The sequence below is a fragment of the Tenacibaculum sp. MAR_2010_89 genome (assembly GCF_900105985.1).
Lineage (GTDB): Bacteria > Bacteroidota > Bacteroidia > Flavobacteriales > Flavobacteriaceae > Polaribacter > Polaribacter halocynthiae.
In genome coordinates this window covers 571814-590688 of the sequence record NZ_FNUB01000005.1, presented here as the reverse complement: position 1 = coordinate 590688, position 18875 = coordinate 571814, and the positions used below count along the sequence as shown (strand labels likewise).

The window sequence follows — 18875 nt, the reverse complement described above, 5'->3', positions numbered from 1 at the left end:
TTATTTTTTATAATTATAAAAGTCAGGAAATGCTTTTATTAATAAACTTTTAAACTCCTTTTTTGTAACTTCTTTTCCCTTAAGCTCTCTAATTTTTATTTTATTTTTTGAATTAAACACAATTTTTTTAGCCTTAAAAGTTATTGTTGATTTTTCTAACTCTAATATCAATCCTGGTAAACCATAAAATTCAACAGGTCCGTACCCAAGTGGTATTTCATTAGTATACCATGCTATTGGTTTTTTAATCTTGTTTTTAGAGTTTGATTGAATCGCTTTATAACACAAATAACCTCCAATATATTTTGTTTCTTGTGTTAACTCCCAAATAGGTTTCTCATTTTCTACTACATAACACGCTTCTAAAATTTCACAGTTTTCTTGTTTGTTTTTTTGAAGCAATAAAGATGTATGGTAAAAGTTATTACCTCCAGCATCATTCTTAATAAAACTAACTCCTTTTACTCCTTCATTTTTTACACTTTCATTAATTTCATAATTTGAAATCATATTTGAAAATAATAAAACTCCTTCTATTTCTCTAGAATTCAAAACCATTTTTTTTAAAGTAGTTATTACCTCTTGATTAAGTTTTCGTTTACTCTTCTTAACTCTTTCATTTATTTTTTCAATAGTTAAATTTAAATTAATACCATAAACAATTTCACCTTCTTGAGAAAACAAGGAAGCACTTACAATAAATAATAATAGGATTAAATACTTCATAAGTCTATTTAACTATAATCATAACTAAATTTACATTTAATTCAACCTAGTAAGTTTAAAATCATTTTTTATAATTATAAAAGTCGGGAAAAGCTTTTCTTAATAAACTTTTGAATTCTTTTTTCGTAACTTCTTTTCCTTTTGGTTCTCTGACTTTTATTTTCTTTTTAGAGTTAAGAATAATTGTTTTAGCTTTAAAGAGTATAGGGAACGAATCAACCTCCAATATCATACCTGGCAAACCATAGTAATTAACAGGACCAAAGCCTAATGGTATTTCATTAGTATACCATGCTATTGTTTTTTTATTTTTTTTGTTTGAATTAGTTTGAATTGCTTTATAACATAAATAACTACCAATTATTTTTGTTTGTTGTGTTAATTCCCAAATTGGTTTTTCATTTTCTATAACATAACATTCTCCTAGTGTATTGCAATCTTCTTTTTGATTTTTTTGAGGAAATAATGATGTAAAATAAATTTTATTTCCTCCCGCCATATTCTTTAATAATGACACCTCTAATTTTACTCTAGTTTCTAAAGCATCAAATAATTCATAATTAGACTTTAATTTAGAAAACACTAAAACTCCTTCGACTTCAGTTGAATTTCTAATCATGCTTTTTAAAGCTAATGTTACTTTATCATCTACTTTTGCTTGCTTATTTTTATTATTTAACTCATTTACTTCTTCAATAGTTAAATTTAATTTTGCTCCGTACACAATGCTACTTTCTCCTTGAGAAAACAAATTAGTATTTACAAAAAATACTAATAGTATTAAATATCTCATATTTTAAAATTCTAAAACTCTTCGAGTAATAAAAACATTACTCGAAGAGTATATTAATTACTCATACCCCATACAGTCTTTATAATAAATCATAAAGACACTAACATCAGGTTCTTGATTAAGCTTATACGCAAATGCATAAGCCTCTTTTATTGCTGCTCTTTTACAATGTACGTGAGCGCCATCTTCAGCTGAGTTTTGAGACAAAAGAATCTCATCTTTCTCAAAAGAACTTGTTGCATTTAAAATACTTCCAGCAACAAAAAATAAAGCTACTGTTAAAAATACTTTTTTCATTTTATTAATTTTTAATTTAGTTAATTATTACTCCATTCTTAAAATGGCAAACATCATAACTCATTTTTGAGTATGTAAAAAATCTTAAAATAAAAAAGGAAATGTGCGCAATTATTTTTAAAATCACCTCCTCTTTTTCTAGCTAGCTAATTTTATAAAAACTTGATCAAACTTTTTATAAAATTTCATCAAACATAAATAAAATAATACACAAAAACAATTACCTATATTTTAACAGCTTAAGTAAAAACATTTTTTAAAATTTGTTTCTAAAAAATTAAAGAGAAGATGAATTATGAAAAAAATTAAACTCATTCTACTATTTCAATATAAGTTTTTAACCATAAGTTTAATTGTATCTATTATTATTTGGTTTAGTATAGTAAGTTACTATAAGGTGTTTTTGGATATTATTTTCTCTAAACCTCAATCATCTTTCACTTTTAGTATTACTTTTTTTTTAACTCATTTAGCTTTTCATTTATTGACATATGAATTTTCTCAAAAAAAGGAATATTTATTTTATGCTAACCATGGACTAAACAAATTAAAACTCTGGATATCAACTATTATAATGAGTTTATTATTAATTATACTAATAAATTGTTTATGAATTATTTACATGTAGATAGTATTACTAAAAGTTTTAAAACTAAAATTATACTTAATAATTTATTTATCTCATGTAAAACTGGTGATATTATTGGTTTACTAGGAAGAAATGGTTCAGGAAAATCTACCTTATTAAAGGTAATTTTTGGTATTGAAAAAGCTAATTTTAAGTTTCAAAAAGTAAATGACATAATCATTCAAAAACAAAGTAAAACCTATCGTTGGATTAATTATTTACCTCAAGATAACTTTTTACCTAATAATTATAAAATAAAAACACTAATCAATTTTTTTTGTGATCAAGAAAACATAACTGATCTTTATCAAAACAATTTTATAAAGCCCTTTTTAAATTCTAAAACTCAAGAATTATCTGGTGGTGAAAAAAGAATTATTGAAATTTTAATGATTTTAAATACAAAGTCAAAATTTGTATTACTTGACGAACCCTTTAATGGTGTTTCTCCAATCAGTATAGAAGGTATTAAAGAAATGATTCAGAAAAAAGCTAAATCAAAAGGAATTATACTAACAGACCATGATTATGAAAATGTTATAAACATCTCTACTAATGTTAAACTTTTACATAATTCTTCTTTATTTGATATTAAAAACAAAGAACAACTTAAAAAGTTCGGGTATATATCTTAATAAGAAAAAGCTGTCTAAAAATCATTTTAAGGTCATTACGAGATTTTTTTATTCGTAGCAAACTTAATATTTCTAAGATTGCTTCATTTAATTCACAATGACTGATTTTTAGACAGCTTTTTGTTTTATGCTATAAAAGTTTAACTTATTCTTTTTTTTCTTCCTCATCCTCACTAACTATACCTAAGCGTTTAGCTCTTTGTTCCCAGTTTTTTCTTGCAAAACTTTGTAAATCAGCAACATTATCACTTTCATCCATAATTTCAAATCCTAGCAAGGTTTCAATTACATCTTCTTGAGTAACTAATCCACTTACTGTTCCAAATTCATCAACAACCAACGCTAAATGTTCTCTTTGTTCAATTAATTTATCAAATAAGTTAGGAATAGAAAGCTCTCTATCTGCAATAATAATATCTCTTTTAATACTTTTTAAAGGCTCATTTCCTTTATTATTAATTAGAGAAAGTAACAATTGATCTTTTAAAAAATACCCAGTAATAGTATCTGGATTTTCAGAATAAACTGGTATTCTAGAAAAACGTAACGCTTTATGTTCGTCAAAAAACGATTGTATTGTTTGATTTTCATCAGCTGATTTTAAAACTGTACGTGGTGTCATGATATGCTTTGCTTGTACTTCTTTAAAACCTAACATATTACGTATCACATTACTTTCATTTTCATGAAAAACACCTTCTTGTTCAGCTATATCAGTCATAGCAGTAAAATCTTCTCTACTTAAAACACTTTCACCGTGAGCTCCTTTACCAAACATTTTTGTAAATAACTGCAAAACCCAGATAAGTCCTGTGTACTTACATACAAATATTAATATATTTAAAGCCTTAGTAGAAAACCCTGCTAAAGACTTCCAATAGGTTGCTCCAATAGTTTTAGGTATAATTTCTGAGGCAACAAGTATTAATATTGTCATTATTGCAGATACAATAAAAACTCCATTTCCATCGTCACTAAAAGCTTTTTTTGCCTCAGCACCAACCATAATAGCACCTACAGTATGGGCAATAGTGTTTACAGTTAAAATTGCTATTAATGGCTTATCTACATCCTTTTTCAAAGTTTCTAAACCTTCCGCAAACGCTTTTCCTTCTTTCTTTTTTACATTAACAAAAGTTGGTGTTACACTTAACAGAACTGCTTCTAAAATTGAACATAGAAATGAAAAGAGAATAGATAAAGTTGCGTAGATTATTAATAAAGTCATGTTTTTAATTTTTTTGCTAAATTAAATAAAAAAAGACTGTCCTTTATAGACAGTCTTCATTCAAATAATTATATGCTATTTTTTAGTTTTTCTCTAAGGCTCCTTTTAAAACTTCGTAAGCCTCATTTGCCTTAGACATTTTTGCATACTGTAAAGCAGTATATCCTTTATTTGATTTTGTTTTTAACTTAGCTCCGTTACTTATTAAAAGCTTAAGTATTTTTACTTTATTATACCTGGCTGCAAACATTACAGGAGTTAACCCCATAGATTTTCTATTGATGTTTGTTCCATTATTTATAAAAGCTTTTACACTTTCATAATTTCCTTGTTTTATCATTTCGCAAAACGTACTAAGTTTTACATATTCAACAGAAGTTTTTATAGGTGCTTCTATTGTGTTAGATGCTTTAATTGTGTTAGCAGATACAAGAACGATTAATGCTGTAAATAATAATTTTTTCATGAGATTGATTGTTAAGTTATGTTTCCTATAAGACTATGTTTTTATAAAAGTGTTTCATTAATTTATACACCTTAACATTTATTTAGCAGTAAGTCTTAAAATTTCGTGAAAAACAAAATTTTATTTTTCAATTAATTTTTAATAATTTAACAATCAATAATTTAAACCATAAACTAATGAGTAAAAAATCAATTTATTTATTAGGTATTCTGCTAACCATTATTATTGGATCAATTTTATATTGGTATATGTGTTGTACTGTTTGCTATGCTGAAAGTTGCGATAGTTCTAAACAAAAAACCCAAAAAACAAGTAATGAAGAAGTAAGTAAACCTAAAACTAAGCACCCAACTTCACTACCTTTTAGTATTAAAGATACTCGTGGGAATTTAGCCTATGAAATCAATGAAAATTTCAATTTTAACACCTCCGGTTTTTCCATTCGTGACTCTGTATCTACTTCATTAAATAATGGGATTTCAATGATTAGAGAATATTTAAACTCAGATGAAAACAAACGCCTTAATATTACGGGGTATTATATGAATGATGAAAACAACAACTCAGCATTTCCTAACTTAGGGTTAGCTCGAGCTAACTCTGTTAAAAATTATATGGTTTCTCAAAATATTTCGTCAAAACTAATTAATACCTACGGAGAGTTAAATAATGATTTAGTCGCTAATAAAAACAACATTTTATATGGCCCTTTAAAGTTTGATATTTTTACAAGAACTGATGAGGCTTTAAAAAGTGATGAAACTCTAAAAAAAGCTTGTGAAACTATTAAAGAAAGCCCATTGCTTATATACTTTAAAACAGGGCAAGCAAGTATTAATTTAACTCCAGAACAGCGTCAAAAATTTGCTGATATCTCAAAATGTGTAGATAAATTAGGTGTCATAATTCAAGTTACTGGCCATACAGATAATACAGGAAATAAAGATGGGAATATGAAGTTAGGTTTGGATAGAGCTAACTTTATAAAAACATATTTAATTAAAAATGGGATTTTATCTCAAAATATAACTGTTGCTTCTGAAGGTCAAAATACTCCTATTTCAGATAACACAACTGAAGAAGGTAGAGCAAAAAACAGAAGAATTGAAATAACTATTAATTAAAATAATCATAAAAAATTAAAAACATGACTTTATTAGCAATCCATATACCATGTTGGTTAATTCCATTATTAGTTGGTGCCATTTGTGCTTTTCTAGGATATTTATTAGGTACTAGTAAAAATAACAACAACGATACCCTTAATAATAAAATTGCAAGATTAGAGGCTGACTTAACTGCTTGTTCAAAAGCAAAATCTACATTACAAGCAGATTTAGATCTTTGTACTAAAAACGCTAAAAATTTAGAAACTAGTTTAGAAACTGCTAAAACAAATATCGCTTCTTCACTTACAAGTAACGCAAACAATAATATACCTTTTAATGCTACTGATGCAAAAGCTGCTTTTGGTAAAAAAATAAAACAAGATGATTTAAAAGTGGTAGAAGGAATAGGTCCCAAAATTGAAGGTCTTTTTCATAATTTCGGAATTAAAACATGGAAGTCCTTAGGGGAAACTTCAATAGAAAAATGTCAAGAAGTACTAAAGAGTGGAGGAGATAGATATAAAATACACAAACCTGGAACTTGGCCTAAACAAGCTCAACTTGCTTATGAAGGTAAATGGAAAGAACTAAAAGACTGGCAAGACAAACTTGATGGTGGTAAATAATAAAAATACGTTCTATTAAAACAATAAAACCTTGATTAATTCGAGGTTTTTCTTTTTTTGTTTATTAATTAACAAAAATAATTATTTTGTTTGAATTCGATAATTATTGATATAAAAATATTTTCAAGGAGGTTTTTAGATGTTTTTTTGCTTTTTTAGCACTACAAACACCTTTTTATTAAAAATTATGAAACCTTCAATTAAATTCCCTTTTCTTTTAAGCTTATTTCTTTTAGGAATAAGTTGTCAAAAAAAATCAACAGATAATATTGTTGAGAGTAAATCAAATATAGATTTTACAAAATATGTGAATCCTACTATAGGAACCAGTAAAATGGGACATGTATTTCCTGGAGCAACTGCTCCTTTTGGAATGGTTCAACTAAGCCCTCAAACTAACTTTGAAGTAATGTTCAATAAAGATGGTTCATACAATAAAGAAACGTATGAATATTGTGCAGGATATCAATATAAAGATTCAACCATTATTGGTTTTGCTCACACTAACTTTAGTGGAACAGGTCATGCAGATTTGGGTGATTTTTTAGTAATGCCTACTACAGGTAATTTAGTACTAGATCCTTTAAAAAAGGCAGACAATTCTAAAGGTTTTTATTCTACATTTTCTCACACTAAAGAAAAAGCATCACCTGGTTACTATAGTGTAAATCTGGATAGCTATGGCATAAAAGCTGAATTAACAGCTAGCGAACGTGTTGGTTTTCATCAATATACTTTTCCAAAATCAGAAGATTCACATATTATTTTAGATTTAGTTTATAATGTATATCATCACAATAATAAAAATGTATGGACATTTATTCGTGTAGAAAATGATACGTTAGTAACTGGATACAGGCAAACTAAAGGATGGGCAAGAACTAAAAAAGTTTTCTTTGCTATGCAGTTTTCTAAGCCTTTTAAAAGTTATGGTCATAAGAAATACAATAAAGAAACTTATGATGGCTTTTATAGAAGGTTTAAACAAAATAAAAACTTTCCTGAAATGGCCGGAAAAGATATTAGAGCCTATTTTAATTTCAATACTGAAGAGGGTGAAAAAATAAATATAAAGTTTGCTTTGTCTCCAGTAAGTACTAATGGAGCTTTAAATAATTTAAAAACTGAAATACCACATTGGGATTTTAACAAAGTCAGAGAAAAAACTAAAGCTAATTGGAACAAAGAACTACAAAAAATTGAAGTAGAAACATTAACCGAAAATGATAAAACTACATTTTATACTGCTTTATATCATACCAACTTGTCACCTATTTTATATGAAGATGTAGACGGAAAATATCGTGGATTAGATCAAAACATTTATACTTCTGATGGTTTTACCAATTACACTATTTTTTCTCTTTGGGATACTTATAGGGCATTACATCCTTTATACAACATTACACAACCTAAGAGAAATAACGACATGATAAAATCAATGCTAGCCCATCATGATCAAAGTGTACATAAAATGCTACCTATTTGGAGCCATTATGCCAATGAAAATTGGTGTATGATTGGATATCATGCTACTTCAGTAATTGCAGATGCTATGGTTAAAAATGTAGGGGATTTTAACAAAAACCATGCTTTAAAAGCTTCAACTAATACGGCAACTGTAAAATATTTTGACGGCATTGGTGAATACATGAAATACAAATATGTTCCAGATGACAAAAGCCATTCTTCAGTCTCAAAAACATTAGAGTATGCTTATAATGATTGGTGTATTGCTCAAGTAGCTAAAAAAACTGGAGATATTAGTATTGAAAAAGAATACTTATCAAGATCAGAGTACTATAAAAATGTGTATGATTCTTCCATTGGTTTTATGAGACCAAGATTAACTAATGGTTCTTTTAGAGAAAATTTTGATCCAATGGACACTCATGGACAAGGATTTATTGAAGGAAACGCGTGGAACTATGGCTTATATGTACCACAAAATATAGATGAAATGATTAAAATGATGGGAGGAAAAGAAAAGTTTAGTAAACAATTAGATGAATTATTTACCACAGAAATTGATGATAAATACATAGCTAATCATGAAGACATAACTCGTGATGGAATTATAGGTAATTATGTACATGGTAATGAACCTGGGCATCATATTCCATACTTATATAATTGGACAGGGCATCCAGAAAAAACTCAAAAACGTGTTCGTATGATTATGAACAGTATGTATGCGCCCTCTGTAGAAGGGTTATGTGGGAATGATGATGCGGGTCAAATGAGTGCTTGGTATATATTTAGTAGCCTAGGGTTTTACCCCGTAACTCCTGGATCTCCTTATTATGCCATTGGTAGCCCTAACATTAAGAACGCTACAATTCATTTAGAAAATGGAAAAACATTAAAAATCACAGTAAAAAAACAAAGTAAAGAAAATGTATTTGTAAAAAATGTTTTGGTTAATGGTAAAAAACTAGAATCCTTTTTGCTTTCGCATCATGATATAACTAATGGTGGTGAAATAATTTTTGAAATGAGTAACCAACCTAATAACTAGTTTTTCAAAAAAGGCGTTGGTAAATAAACACTAACGTCTTTTTAACTGTACTTTACTTTACGTAATACACGTAATGCTTCTTTATACTTTACATAAGTTGTTTTATCCTCCAAATCTCGAATATAGTTTTTTGCTTTCTTTAATTGTTTTGATGCCTCTAAAAAACCATTCAAATAACAAATTAAATAAGTTGTAGGAAGCTTTAAAACATCTACCTGCTCAGTTAAAGTTAAAGAAATTTCTTTTTCAATTTTTGAAACTATACTATTATTAGTATTGTAAATATGGTGCAATATTTTTTTATCAAATTGAGGGGGGTCAAACAAAAACTCTGAAGCTATATCGTGTATTCCATTATCTTTAAAATGAATAATTGTTTTCTCTAATGGATATCTTTTTTCACTAGTATCTATACCTAACAAAATATATTCAGTTATAATAAACGAATGCTCATTGAAAGAAATTTGAACATCATCTAAATCAGAAAAGAATAATCGTACTTGTTCATTAACTAACTCTATGTCTACTCGTGAAAAATAAACCTCTTTATTTATTAAAGTTTCTTTTCCTGCCCAGCACAACACAAATTGCTCTTTAAACACCTTATATTGAGGATTGTATTCTTTTTTATGTTTTTTAAAAAAATCAAAAACCCCATTCAATGTTAACTCTATATTATTCCTAGCGTTTTTTTCAATAGCCTCAACAATAGGTTGATTTGTATTTTTTACTTCAAAAAAACCTTCAACTGGTATTGAATTACTTCCTCTTCTATAAAAAACCGCTCCTTTTGGATACTTCCAAGCTGTTTTTTTTAACGATGACATTTCATTATTAGGGTATATAGTAACTAATCCTACTACTTTATAGCGAGGTAATCTAGGAAATGGTACATTTTCATACTCAATCTTAGGAGGATTATTTAAATATGCATTTACCAAATTTTGGATTTTGCTATCATCAAAAAAATCAACTCCAATAATTTTATTCTTCTCATCTTCTACCCCAATAACTATATATGAATTATTATCAGGATTAGAGTTAGACAGTGCACAAACATGCTTTATAAATTTAGCCTTTCCTTCTCTTGAATTTAATGACAACTGTTGCTTCTTATCATAAAAGCTATTTTCATCATTTTTAGAAAGTAAATTCTTAATTAAAAGCCGTTTGTTAATCACTTTTTATTAATTTTTATTTAAAACTGTAGCGCTTGCTTGCGCAGTAGGATACACTATTAAATCTTCAATATTTACATGATAAGGCCTTGTTATCACAAAATGAATAATATCAGCAATATCTTCTGCTTGTAATGCTTTATATCCCTGATAAACAGTTTTAGCTTTATTTGTATCTCCTTTAAATCGTACATCTGAAAACTCTGTTTCAACTAAACCTGGATGTATTGCACAAACACGAATATTATGTTTATTTAAATCTAAACGCATTCCTTTATTTAAAGCATTTACAGCAAACTTAGACGCACAATAAACGTTACCATTAGGATACACTTCTTTTCCTGCAATAGAGCCTATATTTACAATAAAACCATCATTTCTCTCAACCATTTGAGGAATTATTGATTTTGAAACATATAATAGTCCTTTTACATTACCATCAATCATAGCATCCCAATCATCAACACTTCCTTCTTGAATAGAACTTAATCCATGAGCGTTTCCTGCATTATTAATAAGAACATCTATTTTTTTAAAGTCATCTGGCAAACTATTGATTGCTTTTTCTACTTGATCTTTAAAACGAACATCAAATTGTAATGTATGTACTTTAGTATATTTTAAAAGCTCTTTTTCTAGAGTTTTTAACTTTTCAACACGCCTTCCGCAAATTACCAAGTTAATATTGTTTTTAGCAAAAAACATAGCTGTCGCTTTTCCTATTCCTGATGTAGCACCTGTTATAAAAGCAGTTTTTCTCATTTTAAGTGTAATTTCTATAAAGGTAATTTTTTTTATGTAAACAGGATGTTATAAAAAATAAAAAACCGCTCCTCTCGGAGCGGTTTATTTCAATTGGTTATTAAAAATAACCAACCAAAAATCAACTAACCAAACTTTATTTTAAAACCCTTCTTTGAACGGTTTGTCTCTTTATCTTAGTACGTTTTCTTCCACTGTTCCTTACAGCTTGTTTCGCACCTCTTTTTTTATCTTCTTTTAAATATTGTACAAATCCCCTTCCAGAAAATGTATACGTTGTTTCAGATCGTAAATGGTATAATGATACCGTTTCATCATTTATAACGCTTAATTCGAATTTCTCAGTATCTCCACTATCATAATTAAGTGTTAAAACTTTTAGATCATTATATCCTCTAACATCAGCTACTTCATAGCCTCCAATGAAATCCCACTTTATATTATCAATATTTGTGCCAAACACATCATGAGATGAATAAAAAGTCACGTCATTTTCTGGTGTGAACTGTAAAAAATGCTCTTTATCAAACACATTTGAAGTTCCTCCTTTAGCATCAGTTCTTTCCCAAGCTATGTATTCTTGTAAAAAATATTCTATATTCTCGTAAAACAATTTATCATAATCAAAGTTATTAACTTGGTATCCAACTAAATAATAACTAACATTTTGCAATAAATAATCAATTCTTATTTCATTATCAGATAATTGAACTACTTCAAAATCATAATTTCCATCTAAACTATGACTAGTTTCAAGAACATTATTAAAAACACCATATCGTCCAACAGAGATCCCAAGACCATTTCCTGTTTTTCCTATATCTACTATATTATTATTTGCATACATTCTACCACTTAAAAATGATACCGTAAAAGCTTTGGATATAAAAGGAACATCTCCTGAACCTTGAGTTTTATGATAATCTATATACCATAAATCGTAACTAGAAATAAGTTCATTTAATGAAACAGCATCATCTATAAATTCATCATTTGTAACAACACAAGAGGTTAATGTAGTTCCTGTTATTATTAACAGTAAAAGTAATTTTATACGTTTCATAAGCACTAATTATTATGGTTATGCTTAAACATTTTCAAATTTTGTGCCAAAAACAATTTTGCTTATAGATCATAATTTCATATAACCAAATTCAAACAAAAAAAGACTGCCTAAAAAGACAGTCTTTATATAAAATATTTTTATTATTATCTTAGAAATTATAGTTTACTCCTAAACCAAAAATTTCTCTTGTTTGAAAACCTTCATACGCATTATCATCATAAATTGCTTGTAGTGCTAAATTAGCTGATAAGTATTTATTAATTTTCATTACAACATTAACTGTATAATCAATATCTACATTTTGAGCTTCATCTAAATAATTACTATATAAATTTAAGATATTTTCAACAGATACATTTTCCATAATATTTATTTTATAATACCCGTTTATTGCAGCTCCAAGTTCATATCTAGTAGTTTCGCCTGGTTTAACACCAAAATAACTTGCTCCAGCAGGCAAACCAGCAGTAAATTGATTATCAACAATAATTAATTTTGAAGTTGCTGGTGCAAAATTAACTTTTAAATTTTCCGATTTTTTCCATAACATACCTGGACCAAACTGAAAGTAAGCAGGAGAGAAAAAATGAGATTGTTGAATACCTTCATTATATGTTGAAGACATTTGTGTTTTAAAATTAAAAAAAGCAGAATAATACCAATTTCCAGAAGCTTTTTTACCTGCTAAAGAGTTAAGCTCAAAACGATCATCTGTTTTTTTAGCACCTTCATTTTTTATTTTTGTTAAACCATAAGAAGCAATAATTTTATTATCCCAAGTCCAATCTCCTTTAGCATAATTGAAATCGTAATTTATCCCTAATGTTCCTGAAATATTATTAACACCTCCAGCTAACCAATTATTAAATGCAGATTGATTGAATAAAAAAGAAATGTTTCCTCCTCTTTTCCATCCTTCTTTTGGCTCTTCTTTTTTTTCTTGGGCGTTAACTACTAACGTTCCAAATAACATTGCGATAGCTACTATTTTTTTCATCACTTTAAAATAATTTAAATTTTAGGGGCGCAAAAGTACGCCTTTACTTTTGTTTAAGACAACCTAATTTTACAAAAGTCACCTTTTATGGAAAATATAATTTAGCCCTAAACCAAATACCTGTTTGAACTGTATTTTACTAGAGGCATTATCATCTATGATGGCATGAAAACCTAAATTCATAGAAAGATACTCATTTATCTTGATAAAAAATCGCATTTGATAGTCAATATCAATATTTTGAGGGCTATTTAAATAATCAGAATACACAGTTAAAATATTCTCCATTTGAACATCCTTCATAACATCAAACTTAAAATATGCAGACAAGTTAAAACCTAAACTAAAACTTGAATTATCACCTTGAGCCACACCATATTTTCCAGAAAACTCATCAGAAACAAATGTAAATCTTGCAGTAGCTGGCGCTATATTTATTCTTTGATTGTCAGATTTTTTCCACAACATACCAGGCCCAAAACTCCAATAAGCTGGTGATAAAAAGTCTGAAATAGGTAACTTTGGTGTTTTTTTATAATCGTATCCTCGTGTATATTGAGTTCTAAAATTACTTAAAAAGGAAAAAAACCAATATTTATCTGCTTTTAACCCTAATAAAGAGTTGTATTCAAATCGGTCTCCTGTTTTTCTAACCCCTTGCCCATCTACATAACTTAACCCATAAATTGAAGTAATCTTATTATCCCAACGCCAATTATTTTTGTTGTAATTAAAATCATAATTTATGGCAATATTTCCAGCAATAGTATTACTACCACCAGCAACCCAATTAGAAAATGTAGATTGATTAAACAAAAAAACAAGCTTACCTGTAACTTCCCATTTTTTAGGGATACTGTCTTTTTTTTCTTGAGAAAAACTAATTAATGAACAACTAATTAATAGCGTAAAAAGAATTTTCTTCATTTTACAAATACTTTACAAATAAGATTAATTATTTTCTTTTAAATAAAGGTACTGTTGAACATGCTTCACCAAACATAATAGTTTTTGCTATAGGTTGAATTTTTTCAATTAGCAAAGTATATGCAGAAGGAGGTATAGGTTTATTAGCACATCCTTTAATTATTACAGGCTTATCTTTAAAACTATTAATATCAAGTTCATTAATTATTCCTTGGTATAAAACAGTTTCAAGTAGCTCTAAATTACCAATTACTACTTTTTTTGCATACAATGACAATTCCGTAGTTAATAACAAGTATGCCCAAGAAGGTATTATAGCATCTGAGCTGCAAGTTAAAGCAACAAACGAATTTTCATATTGAGACCAATCATGATTTTTAACATCCTGTCTAAAGTCTTTTTCTTTTAAAATTAACTCTTGAAAAAGCCAATCTTTAATATCAAAAACTACTCTAGTACCATTTGGATAATAATCTTCTAAGTCAATAGTAATTAATTTACTACTTGCTACTCTATTTATAATTTCTTCAGCCATTTTTAAACTTATAAAAGACCTAACTCTAATTTTGCTTCTTCACTCATCATATCTTGCGTCCAAGTAGGGTCAAAAGTAATTTCTACTTCGCAATTATTAATCTCTTTTAATGTTTTCACTTTTTCTTCTACCTCTACTGGTAAAGTTTCAGCTACTGGACAATTAGGAGATGTTAAGGTCATTAAAATTTTCGCATCATTTTCCTCAGATATAAAAACATCATAAATCAATCCTAATTCATAAATATCTACAGGTATTTCTGGATCAAAAATTGTTTTTATAACACGTACTATTTTATCTCCTAAATCTTCTAAATTCTCTTCAGTCATAATTAATATTTTAATTTGTCAATTTAGTTTGCTGAGCTATCGCATACATTTTTATTTGCTTAACCATAGATACTAACCCATTTGCTCTTGTTGGACTTAAATGTTCTTTCAACCCAATTTCATCAATAAAACCAGTATCCGCTTCTAAAATAGCTTTAGGTGTTTGATTTGAAAAAACTCTTAACAATAAAGCCACTATACCTTTGGTTAAAATGGCATCACTATCTGCAGTAAATGTAACAATATCTCCTTCTAAATTAGAATGTAACCATACTTTAGATTGACATCCTTTTATTAAATTCTCATCTAATTTATAAGTATCATCTATTAAAGGTAATGATTTACCTAACTCAATAATGTATTCATAACGTTCCATCCAGTCATCAAACATTAAGAACTCATCAATAATTTCTTCTTGTATTTCTTTGATAGTCATTTTTTAAAACTATTTTTGCACAGTCTAAGACTGGTTTTGTATTAAAAGTGCAAAATTACGACAAAAAAGGCATTTTTATGCTTATAAAAAATAAAGTGAACATAATTATTAATTTTTGTTAGGTATTGTTATAAAACCTGACTTAAAACAGTAAAAAGTTCTTTCCTTTTGGAAAGGTTAAATTAAACTTATGAGTAAATTATTAGCGGTTGGTACTGTAGCTTTTGATGCTATTGAAACACCTTTTGGTAAAACAGATAAAATTTTAGGAGGATCAGGAACATTTGTAAGTTTGGCTGCTGCTCAATTTGGCGTTGAAACTGGTGTAGTTTCTGTTGTTGGTGGTGATTTCCCAGAATCATATTTAGATATGATGAAGAACAAAGGAATTAATACTGATGGAATAGAAATTGTTAAAGATGGTAAAACGTTTTTTTGGAGTGGTAAATATCACAATGACATGAACTCTCGTGATACTCTTATTACTGAATTAAATGTTTTAGAACATTTTAAACCAGTAGTTCCTAAAGTATTCAAAGATTCAGAAATTGTGATGTTAGGAAACTTACATCCATTAACTCAAGCTTCTGTATTAGATCAAATGAATGAAAGACCTAAGTTAGTAGTTTTAGATACTATGAATTTCTGGATGGACATTGCTTTAAATGATTTACATGAAGTATTAAAGCGTGTTGATGTAATTACTATTAATGACGAAGAGGCTAGACAATTGAGTGGTGAATATTCTTTAGTAAATGCTGCAAAGAAAATTCATGAAATGGGGCCTAAATATGTAGTAATAAAGAAAGGAGAACATGGAGCTTTATTATTCAATGAAGGTAAAATGTTTTTTGCTCCTGCATTACCTTTAGCTGAAGTTTTTGACCCAACTGGTGCTGGTGATACTTTTGCTGGTGGTTTTTGTGGATTTTTAGCAAAAACTGAGGACATCTCTTTTGAGAATATGAAAAACGCCATTATTTATGGTTCAAACTTAGCTTCTTTTTGTGTTGAAAAGTTTGGAACTCAACGAATGGAAGAACTTACGAAAGATGAAGTTCAAGAACGCTTACAAGCGTTTAAAGAGCTAACACAATTTGACATAGAATTATCATAACATACAAGTCCGCAGATAAACTGCGGATTTTTTTATACACAACAACACTAAAAAACACAACTAATAAACACTTTTATAAATGAGCGACGCTTTAAAACATGAATGTGGAATTGCTATGGTAAGGTTATTAAAACCTTTAGAATACTACAAGGAAAAATACGGTACCGCATTTTATGGAGTTAACAAAATGTACCTGCTTATGGAAAAACAGCACAATCGTGGTCAAGACGGTGCTGGGATGGCAAGTATAAAATTCAATGTAGAACCTGGAACAAGATATATTAGTAGAGTTCGTTCAAATAAATCACAACCAATACAAGATATTTTTGGTCAAGTTAATGAGCGAATCAATGGTATTTTTGAAAAGAATCCTGATAAAATTGATGATGTTCAATGGCAAGAAGAAAATATGCCATATATCGGAAATTTATTTTTAGGTCACGTTCGTTACGGTACATTTGGAGGAAATAGCATAGAAAATGTACACCCTTTTCTACGTCAAAGTAACTGGAGGCATCAAAGTTTAATTGTTGCTGGTAACTTTAACATGACTAACTCTAAACAATTAATGAAAGAATTGATTGATTTAGGGCAACACCCAAAAGAGTCTGCCGATACAGTTACTGTAATGGAAAAAATTGGACACTTTTTAGAAGATGAAGTTTCTGATACATATTTAAAAGCTAAAGATGTTGGTTTAAATAAAAAGGATGCTTCTCCTTTTATTGAAGAACATCTAGATATACAACGTATTTTAAAACGTTCATCAAGAAATTGGGATGGAGGTTATGCAATGGCTGGTTTATTAGGACATGGTGATGCATTTGTTTTAAGAGACCCAGCTGCTATAAGACCCGCTTTTTATTATCAAGATGATGAAGTGGTGGTAGTAGCTTCTGAACGTCCAGTTATACAAACTGTTTTCAATGTTGACATTGATAAAATTAAAGAAATTGATAGAGGTCACGCTTTAATTATTAAGAAAAACGGAAAAACTACAATGGCTCCTATTCTAGAACAAAGACCTAAGAAAGCTTGTTCTTTTGAACGTATCTATTTTTCTAGAGGTAGTGATGCTAGTATATATGAAGAGCGTAAAAATTTAGGGAAATTTGTTTTTCCTGAAGTTTTAAAATCTATTAATAGTGATATAGAAAATTCTGTATTCTCTTATATTCCTAACACAGCCGAAACCTCATTCTTTGGAATGATGGAAGCAGCTGAAGATGTATTAAATCAACAAAAAACTGACGCTATTTTAGCCGGTGGTGGGAAATTATCTAAAGAAAGAGTTATTGAAATTTTATCAACTCGTCCGCGATTTGAAAAAATAGCAATTAAAGATGCAAAATTAAGAACATTTATTACTGATGATAGTAGTAGAGATGACTTAGTTGCCCATGTTTATGATGTTACTTATGGAGTTGTAAAGCCTACTGACAATTTAGTTATCATTGACGATAGTATTGTTCGTGGAACAACTTTAAAGAAAAGTATTATTAAAATATTAGACAGATTACAACCTAAGAAAATTGTGATTGTATCTTCAGCTCCACAAATTCGTTATCCTGATTGTTATGGTATTGACATGGCAAGAATAGGTGATTTTATAGCATTTAAAGCCGCTTTAGAGCTACTTAAAGAAACAAATCAATATCATATAGTATATGATGTATATCAGAAGTGTATAGAGCAGCAGAATAATCATGATAAAGATATTGTTAATTATGTAAAAGAAGTATATGCTCCTTTTACAGATCAACAAATTTCTGCTAAAATAGCTGAAATGCTTAAAACTCCTGAAATTAAATCAAATGTTGAAGTGATATACCAGCCAGTAAGCAAGCTACACAAAGCATGTCCTGAAAACTTAGGAGATTGGTACTTTACTGGTGATTATCCTACTGATGGAGGTCATAGAGTAGTAAACCAAGCTTTCATCAACTTTTATGAAGGTAATGACAAAAGAGCTTATTAAATAGTAACTCTCTTAGGAATACTAAAAAAAACAAAAAAGCTAGATATTTTTATATATCTAGCTTTTTTTATAAACTACTTATTAAAGTTTATTTTTTTTGTAAAACATACTTCGTTCCATTAAACTCAACATTCATAACAAAAACATCATCTCCTGGCTTCCATACATTGTAAGAAACAGCAAGTTTTTGTCCTTTTTTGTAGTTAGGAAAATTATTTAATAGAATCTTACTGATTTTTGCTAACCTAACCATTACAGTTTCCTCATCGTACCCTTCTCTTATATCAAAATTACTAAAACCATTGCCTACTAATGAATAATCGTCATCAGTTAATGTATATTTAATCACATCATTTTGTGGCTTAAATTTAGATGTTTTCTCTATAGAAGTAATTGGGGAATTATCTTTTGAAAAAGTTTCTGTAGTGCTAATTAAAATGCAAAATAACACTATAAAAAACCCAAATGAATTATTACTCTTAACCATCTTTTGTTAAATTTTAATTGGCCACAAATTTACTAAA

Annotated in this window: 20 protein-coding genes; 6 read left to right on the top strand and 14 right to left on the bottom strand. The window is 28.4% G+C overall.

Going from position 1 to position 18875, the window contains the following annotated elements:
• The 3 genes from BLV71_RS06260 to BLV71_RS06250 all read right to left on the bottom strand — a co-directional run bounded on the left by BLV71_RS06260 (position 1) and on the right by BLV71_RS06250 (position 1816).
• Positions 1 to 726 carry a GLPGLI family protein gene (locus BLV71_RS06260; protein ID WP_093869722.1) on the bottom strand — a complete coding sequence of 242 codons (726 nt, stop codon included), beginning with the start codon at positions 724 to 726 and terminating at the stop codon, positions 1 to 3.
• A 61-nt stretch (positions 727 to 787) separates the two neighbouring features.
• Positions 788 to 1519 (bottom strand): GLPGLI family protein, encoded by a 732-nt coding sequence (locus tag BLV71_RS06255; RefSeq protein WP_093869721.1) that lies wholly within the window; start codon positions 1517 to 1519, stop codon positions 788 to 790.
• A 57-nt stretch (positions 1520 to 1576) separates the two neighbouring features.
• Positions 1577 to 1816 carry a hypothetical protein gene (locus tag BLV71_RS06250; RefSeq protein ID WP_093869720.1) on the bottom strand — a complete coding sequence of 80 codons (240 nt, stop codon included), beginning with the start codon at positions 1814 to 1816 and terminating at the stop codon, positions 1577 to 1579.
• A gap of 609 nt (positions 1817 to 2425) precedes the next feature.
• Between BLV71_RS06250 and BLV71_RS06240 the strand changes: the two genes are divergently transcribed.
• Positions 2426 to 3079 carry an ATP-binding cassette domain-containing protein gene (locus BLV71_RS06240; RefSeq protein ID WP_093869718.1) on the top strand — a complete coding sequence of 218 codons (654 nt, stop codon included), beginning with the start codon at positions 2426 to 2428 and terminating at the stop codon, positions 3077 to 3079.
• A gap of 145 nt (positions 3080 to 3224) precedes the next feature.
• Here the strand turns inward: BLV71_RS06240 and BLV71_RS06235 are convergent, their stop codons facing one another.
• Complete coding sequence (locus BLV71_RS06235; RefSeq protein ID WP_093869717.1) at positions 3225 to 4307, bottom strand: CNNM domain-containing protein; 1083 nt, start codon at positions 4305 to 4307, stop codon at positions 3225 to 3227.
• A gap of 82 nt (positions 4308 to 4389) precedes the next feature.
• The gene (locus tag BLV71_RS06230) at positions 4390 to 4773 is read right to left on the bottom strand and encodes an ankyrin repeat domain-containing protein (RefSeq protein WP_093869716.1); all 384 of its coding nucleotides are present in this window, start codon (positions 4771 to 4773) and stop codon (positions 4390 to 4392) included.
• A 176-nt stretch (positions 4774 to 4949) separates the two neighbouring features.
• On the opposite strand from BLV71_RS06230, the gene BLV71_RS06225 reads away from it, so the two are divergent.
• The 3 genes from BLV71_RS06225 (at position 4950) to BLV71_RS06215 (ending at position 9026) form a co-directional block, all read left to right on the top strand.
• Complete coding sequence (locus tag BLV71_RS06225) at positions 4950 to 5897, top strand: OmpA family protein (protein ID WP_093869715.1); 948 nt, start codon at positions 4950 to 4952, stop codon at positions 5895 to 5897.
• Between the two features lie 23 nt (positions 5898 to 5920).
• Positions 5921 to 6508 carry a hypothetical protein gene (locus BLV71_RS06220; protein WP_093869714.1) on the top strand — a complete coding sequence of 196 codons (588 nt, stop codon included), beginning with the start codon at positions 5921 to 5923 and terminating at the stop codon, positions 6506 to 6508.
• Positions 6509 to 6695: 187 nt separating this feature from the next.
• Positions 6696 to 9026: a GH92 family glycosyl hydrolase gene (locus tag BLV71_RS06215; protein ID WP_093869713.1), complete on the top strand. Its 2331-nt coding sequence runs from the start codon at positions 6696 to 6698 to the stop codon at positions 9024 to 9026.
• Between the two features lie 41 nt (positions 9027 to 9067).
• Here the strand turns inward: BLV71_RS06215 and BLV71_RS06210 are convergent, their stop codons facing one another.
• The 8 genes from BLV71_RS06210 to BLV71_RS06175 all read right to left on the bottom strand — a co-directional run bounded on the left by BLV71_RS06210 (position 9068) and on the right by BLV71_RS06175 (position 15256).
• Positions 9068 to 10207, bottom strand: a complete 1140-nt coding sequence (locus BLV71_RS06210; RefSeq protein ID WP_093869712.1) for an ATP-binding protein — start codon at positions 10205 to 10207, stop codon at positions 9068 to 9070.
• A gap of 6 nt (positions 10208 to 10213) precedes the next feature.
• Entirely contained in the window at positions 10214 to 10966 is a 753-nt protein-coding gene (locus tag BLV71_RS06205; RefSeq protein ID WP_093869711.1) for an SDR family NAD(P)-dependent oxidoreductase, read from the bottom strand.
• Positions 10967 to 11102: 136 nt separating this feature from the next.
• Positions 11103 to 12029, bottom strand: coding sequence for a hypothetical protein (locus BLV71_RS06200; protein WP_093869710.1), 927 nt, complete (start codon positions 12027 to 12029; stop codon positions 11103 to 11105).
• 151 nt (positions 12030 to 12180) lie between these two features.
• Positions 12181 to 13029, bottom strand: a complete 849-nt coding sequence (locus BLV71_RS06195) for a DUF3078 domain-containing protein (protein WP_093869709.1) — start codon at positions 13027 to 13029, stop codon at positions 12181 to 12183.
• A gap of 78 nt (positions 13030 to 13107) precedes the next feature.
• The gene (locus tag BLV71_RS06190) at positions 13108 to 13956 is read right to left on the bottom strand and encodes a DUF3078 domain-containing protein (protein ID WP_093869708.1); all 849 of its coding nucleotides are present in this window, start codon (positions 13954 to 13956) and stop codon (positions 13108 to 13110) included.
• A gap of 28 nt (positions 13957 to 13984) precedes the next feature.
• Entirely contained in the window at positions 13985 to 14491 is a 507-nt protein-coding gene (locus BLV71_RS06185) for a DUF2480 family protein (protein WP_093869707.1), read from the bottom strand.
• An 8-nt stretch (positions 14492 to 14499) separates the two neighbouring features.
• Positions 14500 to 14820 (bottom strand): iron-sulfur cluster assembly protein, encoded by a 321-nt coding sequence (locus tag BLV71_RS06180; protein WP_093869706.1) that lies wholly within the window; start codon positions 14818 to 14820, stop codon positions 14500 to 14502.
• Positions 14821 to 14830: 10 nt separating this feature from the next.
• Entirely contained in the window at positions 14831 to 15256 is a 426-nt protein-coding gene (locus tag BLV71_RS06175) for a SufE family protein (protein WP_093869705.1), read from the bottom strand.
• A 190-nt stretch (positions 15257 to 15446) separates the two neighbouring features.
• Here BLV71_RS06175 and BLV71_RS06170 point away from each other — a divergent pair, with 190 nt between their 5' ends.
• Together BLV71_RS06170 and BLV71_RS06165 are read left to right on the top strand one after the other, a co-directional pair.
• Positions 15447 to 16373, top strand: a complete 927-nt coding sequence (locus BLV71_RS06170) for a PfkB family carbohydrate kinase (protein WP_093869704.1) — start codon at positions 15447 to 15449, stop codon at positions 16371 to 16373.
• A gap of 79 nt (positions 16374 to 16452) precedes the next feature.
• The gene (locus tag BLV71_RS06165) at positions 16453 to 18351 is read left to right on the top strand and encodes an amidophosphoribosyltransferase (RefSeq protein WP_093869703.1); all 1899 of its coding nucleotides are present in this window, start codon (positions 16453 to 16455) and stop codon (positions 18349 to 18351) included.
• Between the two features lie 88 nt (positions 18352 to 18439).
• Here BLV71_RS06165 and BLV71_RS06160 read toward each other — a convergent pair whose 3' ends face one another.
• A complete protein-coding gene (locus tag BLV71_RS06160) occupies positions 18440 to 18838 on the bottom strand; it encodes a hypothetical protein (RefSeq protein ID WP_093869702.1) in 399 nt (132 codons plus the stop codon).
• Positions 18839 to 18875 lie beyond the last annotated feature (37 nt).

Bases quoted from the DNA above. Each gene is read 5' to 3' on its own strand.
- BLV71_RS06170 (WP_093869704.1), top strand. From the start codon at position 15,447: ATGAGTAAATTATTAGCGGTTGGTACTGTAGCTTTTGATGCTATTGAA.
- BLV71_RS06195 (WP_093869709.1), bottom strand. From the start codon at position 13,029: ATGAAAAAAATAGTAGCTATCGCAATGTTATTTGGAACGTTAGTAGTT.
- BLV71_RS06165 (WP_093869703.1), top strand. From the start codon at position 16,453: ATGAGCGACGCTTTAAAACATGAATGTGGAATTGCTATGGTAAGGTTA.
- BLV71_RS06250 (WP_093869720.1), bottom strand. From the start codon at position 1,816: ATGAAAAAAGTATTTTTAACAGTAGCTTTATTTTTTGTTGCTGGAAGT.
- BLV71_RS06190 (WP_093869708.1), bottom strand. From the start codon at position 13,956: ATGAAGAAAATTCTTTTTACGCTATTAATTAGTTGTTCATTAATTAGT.
- BLV71_RS06230 (WP_093869716.1), bottom strand. From the start codon at position 4,773: ATGAAAAAATTATTATTTACAGCATTAATCGTTCTTGTATCTGCTAAC.
- BLV71_RS06255 (WP_093869721.1), bottom strand. From the start codon at position 1,519: ATGAGATATTTAATACTATTAGTATTTTTTGTAAATACTAATTTGTTT.
- BLV71_RS06225 (WP_093869715.1), top strand. From the start codon at position 4,950: ATGAGTAAAAAATCAATTTATTTATTAGGTATTCTGCTAACCATTATT.
- BLV71_RS06240 (WP_093869718.1), top strand. From the start codon at position 2,426: ATGAATTATTTACATGTAGATAGTATTACTAAAAGTTTTAAAACTAAA.
- BLV71_RS06160 (WP_093869702.1), bottom strand. From the start codon at position 18,838: ATGGTTAAGAGTAATAATTCATTTGGGTTTTTTATAGTGTTATTTTGC.
- BLV71_RS06200 (WP_093869710.1), bottom strand. From the start codon at position 12,029: ATGAAACGTATAAAATTACTTTTACTGTTAATAATAACAGGAACTACA.
- BLV71_RS06260 (WP_093869722.1), bottom strand. From the start codon at position 726: ATGAAGTATTTAATCCTATTATTATTTATTGTAAGTGCTTCCTTGTTT.
- BLV71_RS06175 (WP_093869705.1), bottom strand. From the start codon at position 15,256: ATGACTATCAAAGAAATACAAGAAGAAATTATTGATGAGTTCTTAATG.
- BLV71_RS06180 (WP_093869706.1), bottom strand. From the start codon at position 14,820: ATGACTGAAGAGAATTTAGAAGATTTAGGAGATAAAATAGTACGTGTT.
- BLV71_RS06205 (WP_093869711.1), bottom strand. From the start codon at position 10,966: ATGAGAAAAACTGCTTTTATAACAGGTGCTACATCAGGAATAGGAAAA.
- BLV71_RS06220 (WP_093869714.1), top strand. From the start codon at position 5,921: ATGACTTTATTAGCAATCCATATACCATGTTGGTTAATTCCATTATTA.
- BLV71_RS06185 (WP_093869707.1), bottom strand. From the start codon at position 14,491: ATGGCTGAAGAAATTATAAATAGAGTAGCAAGTAGTAAATTAATTACT.
- BLV71_RS06235 (WP_093869717.1), bottom strand. From the start codon at position 4,307: ATGACTTTATTAATAATCTACGCAACTTTATCTATTCTCTTTTCATTT.
- BLV71_RS06215 (WP_093869713.1), top strand. From the start codon at position 6,696: ATGAAACCTTCAATTAAATTCCCTTTTCTTTTAAGCTTATTTCTTTTA.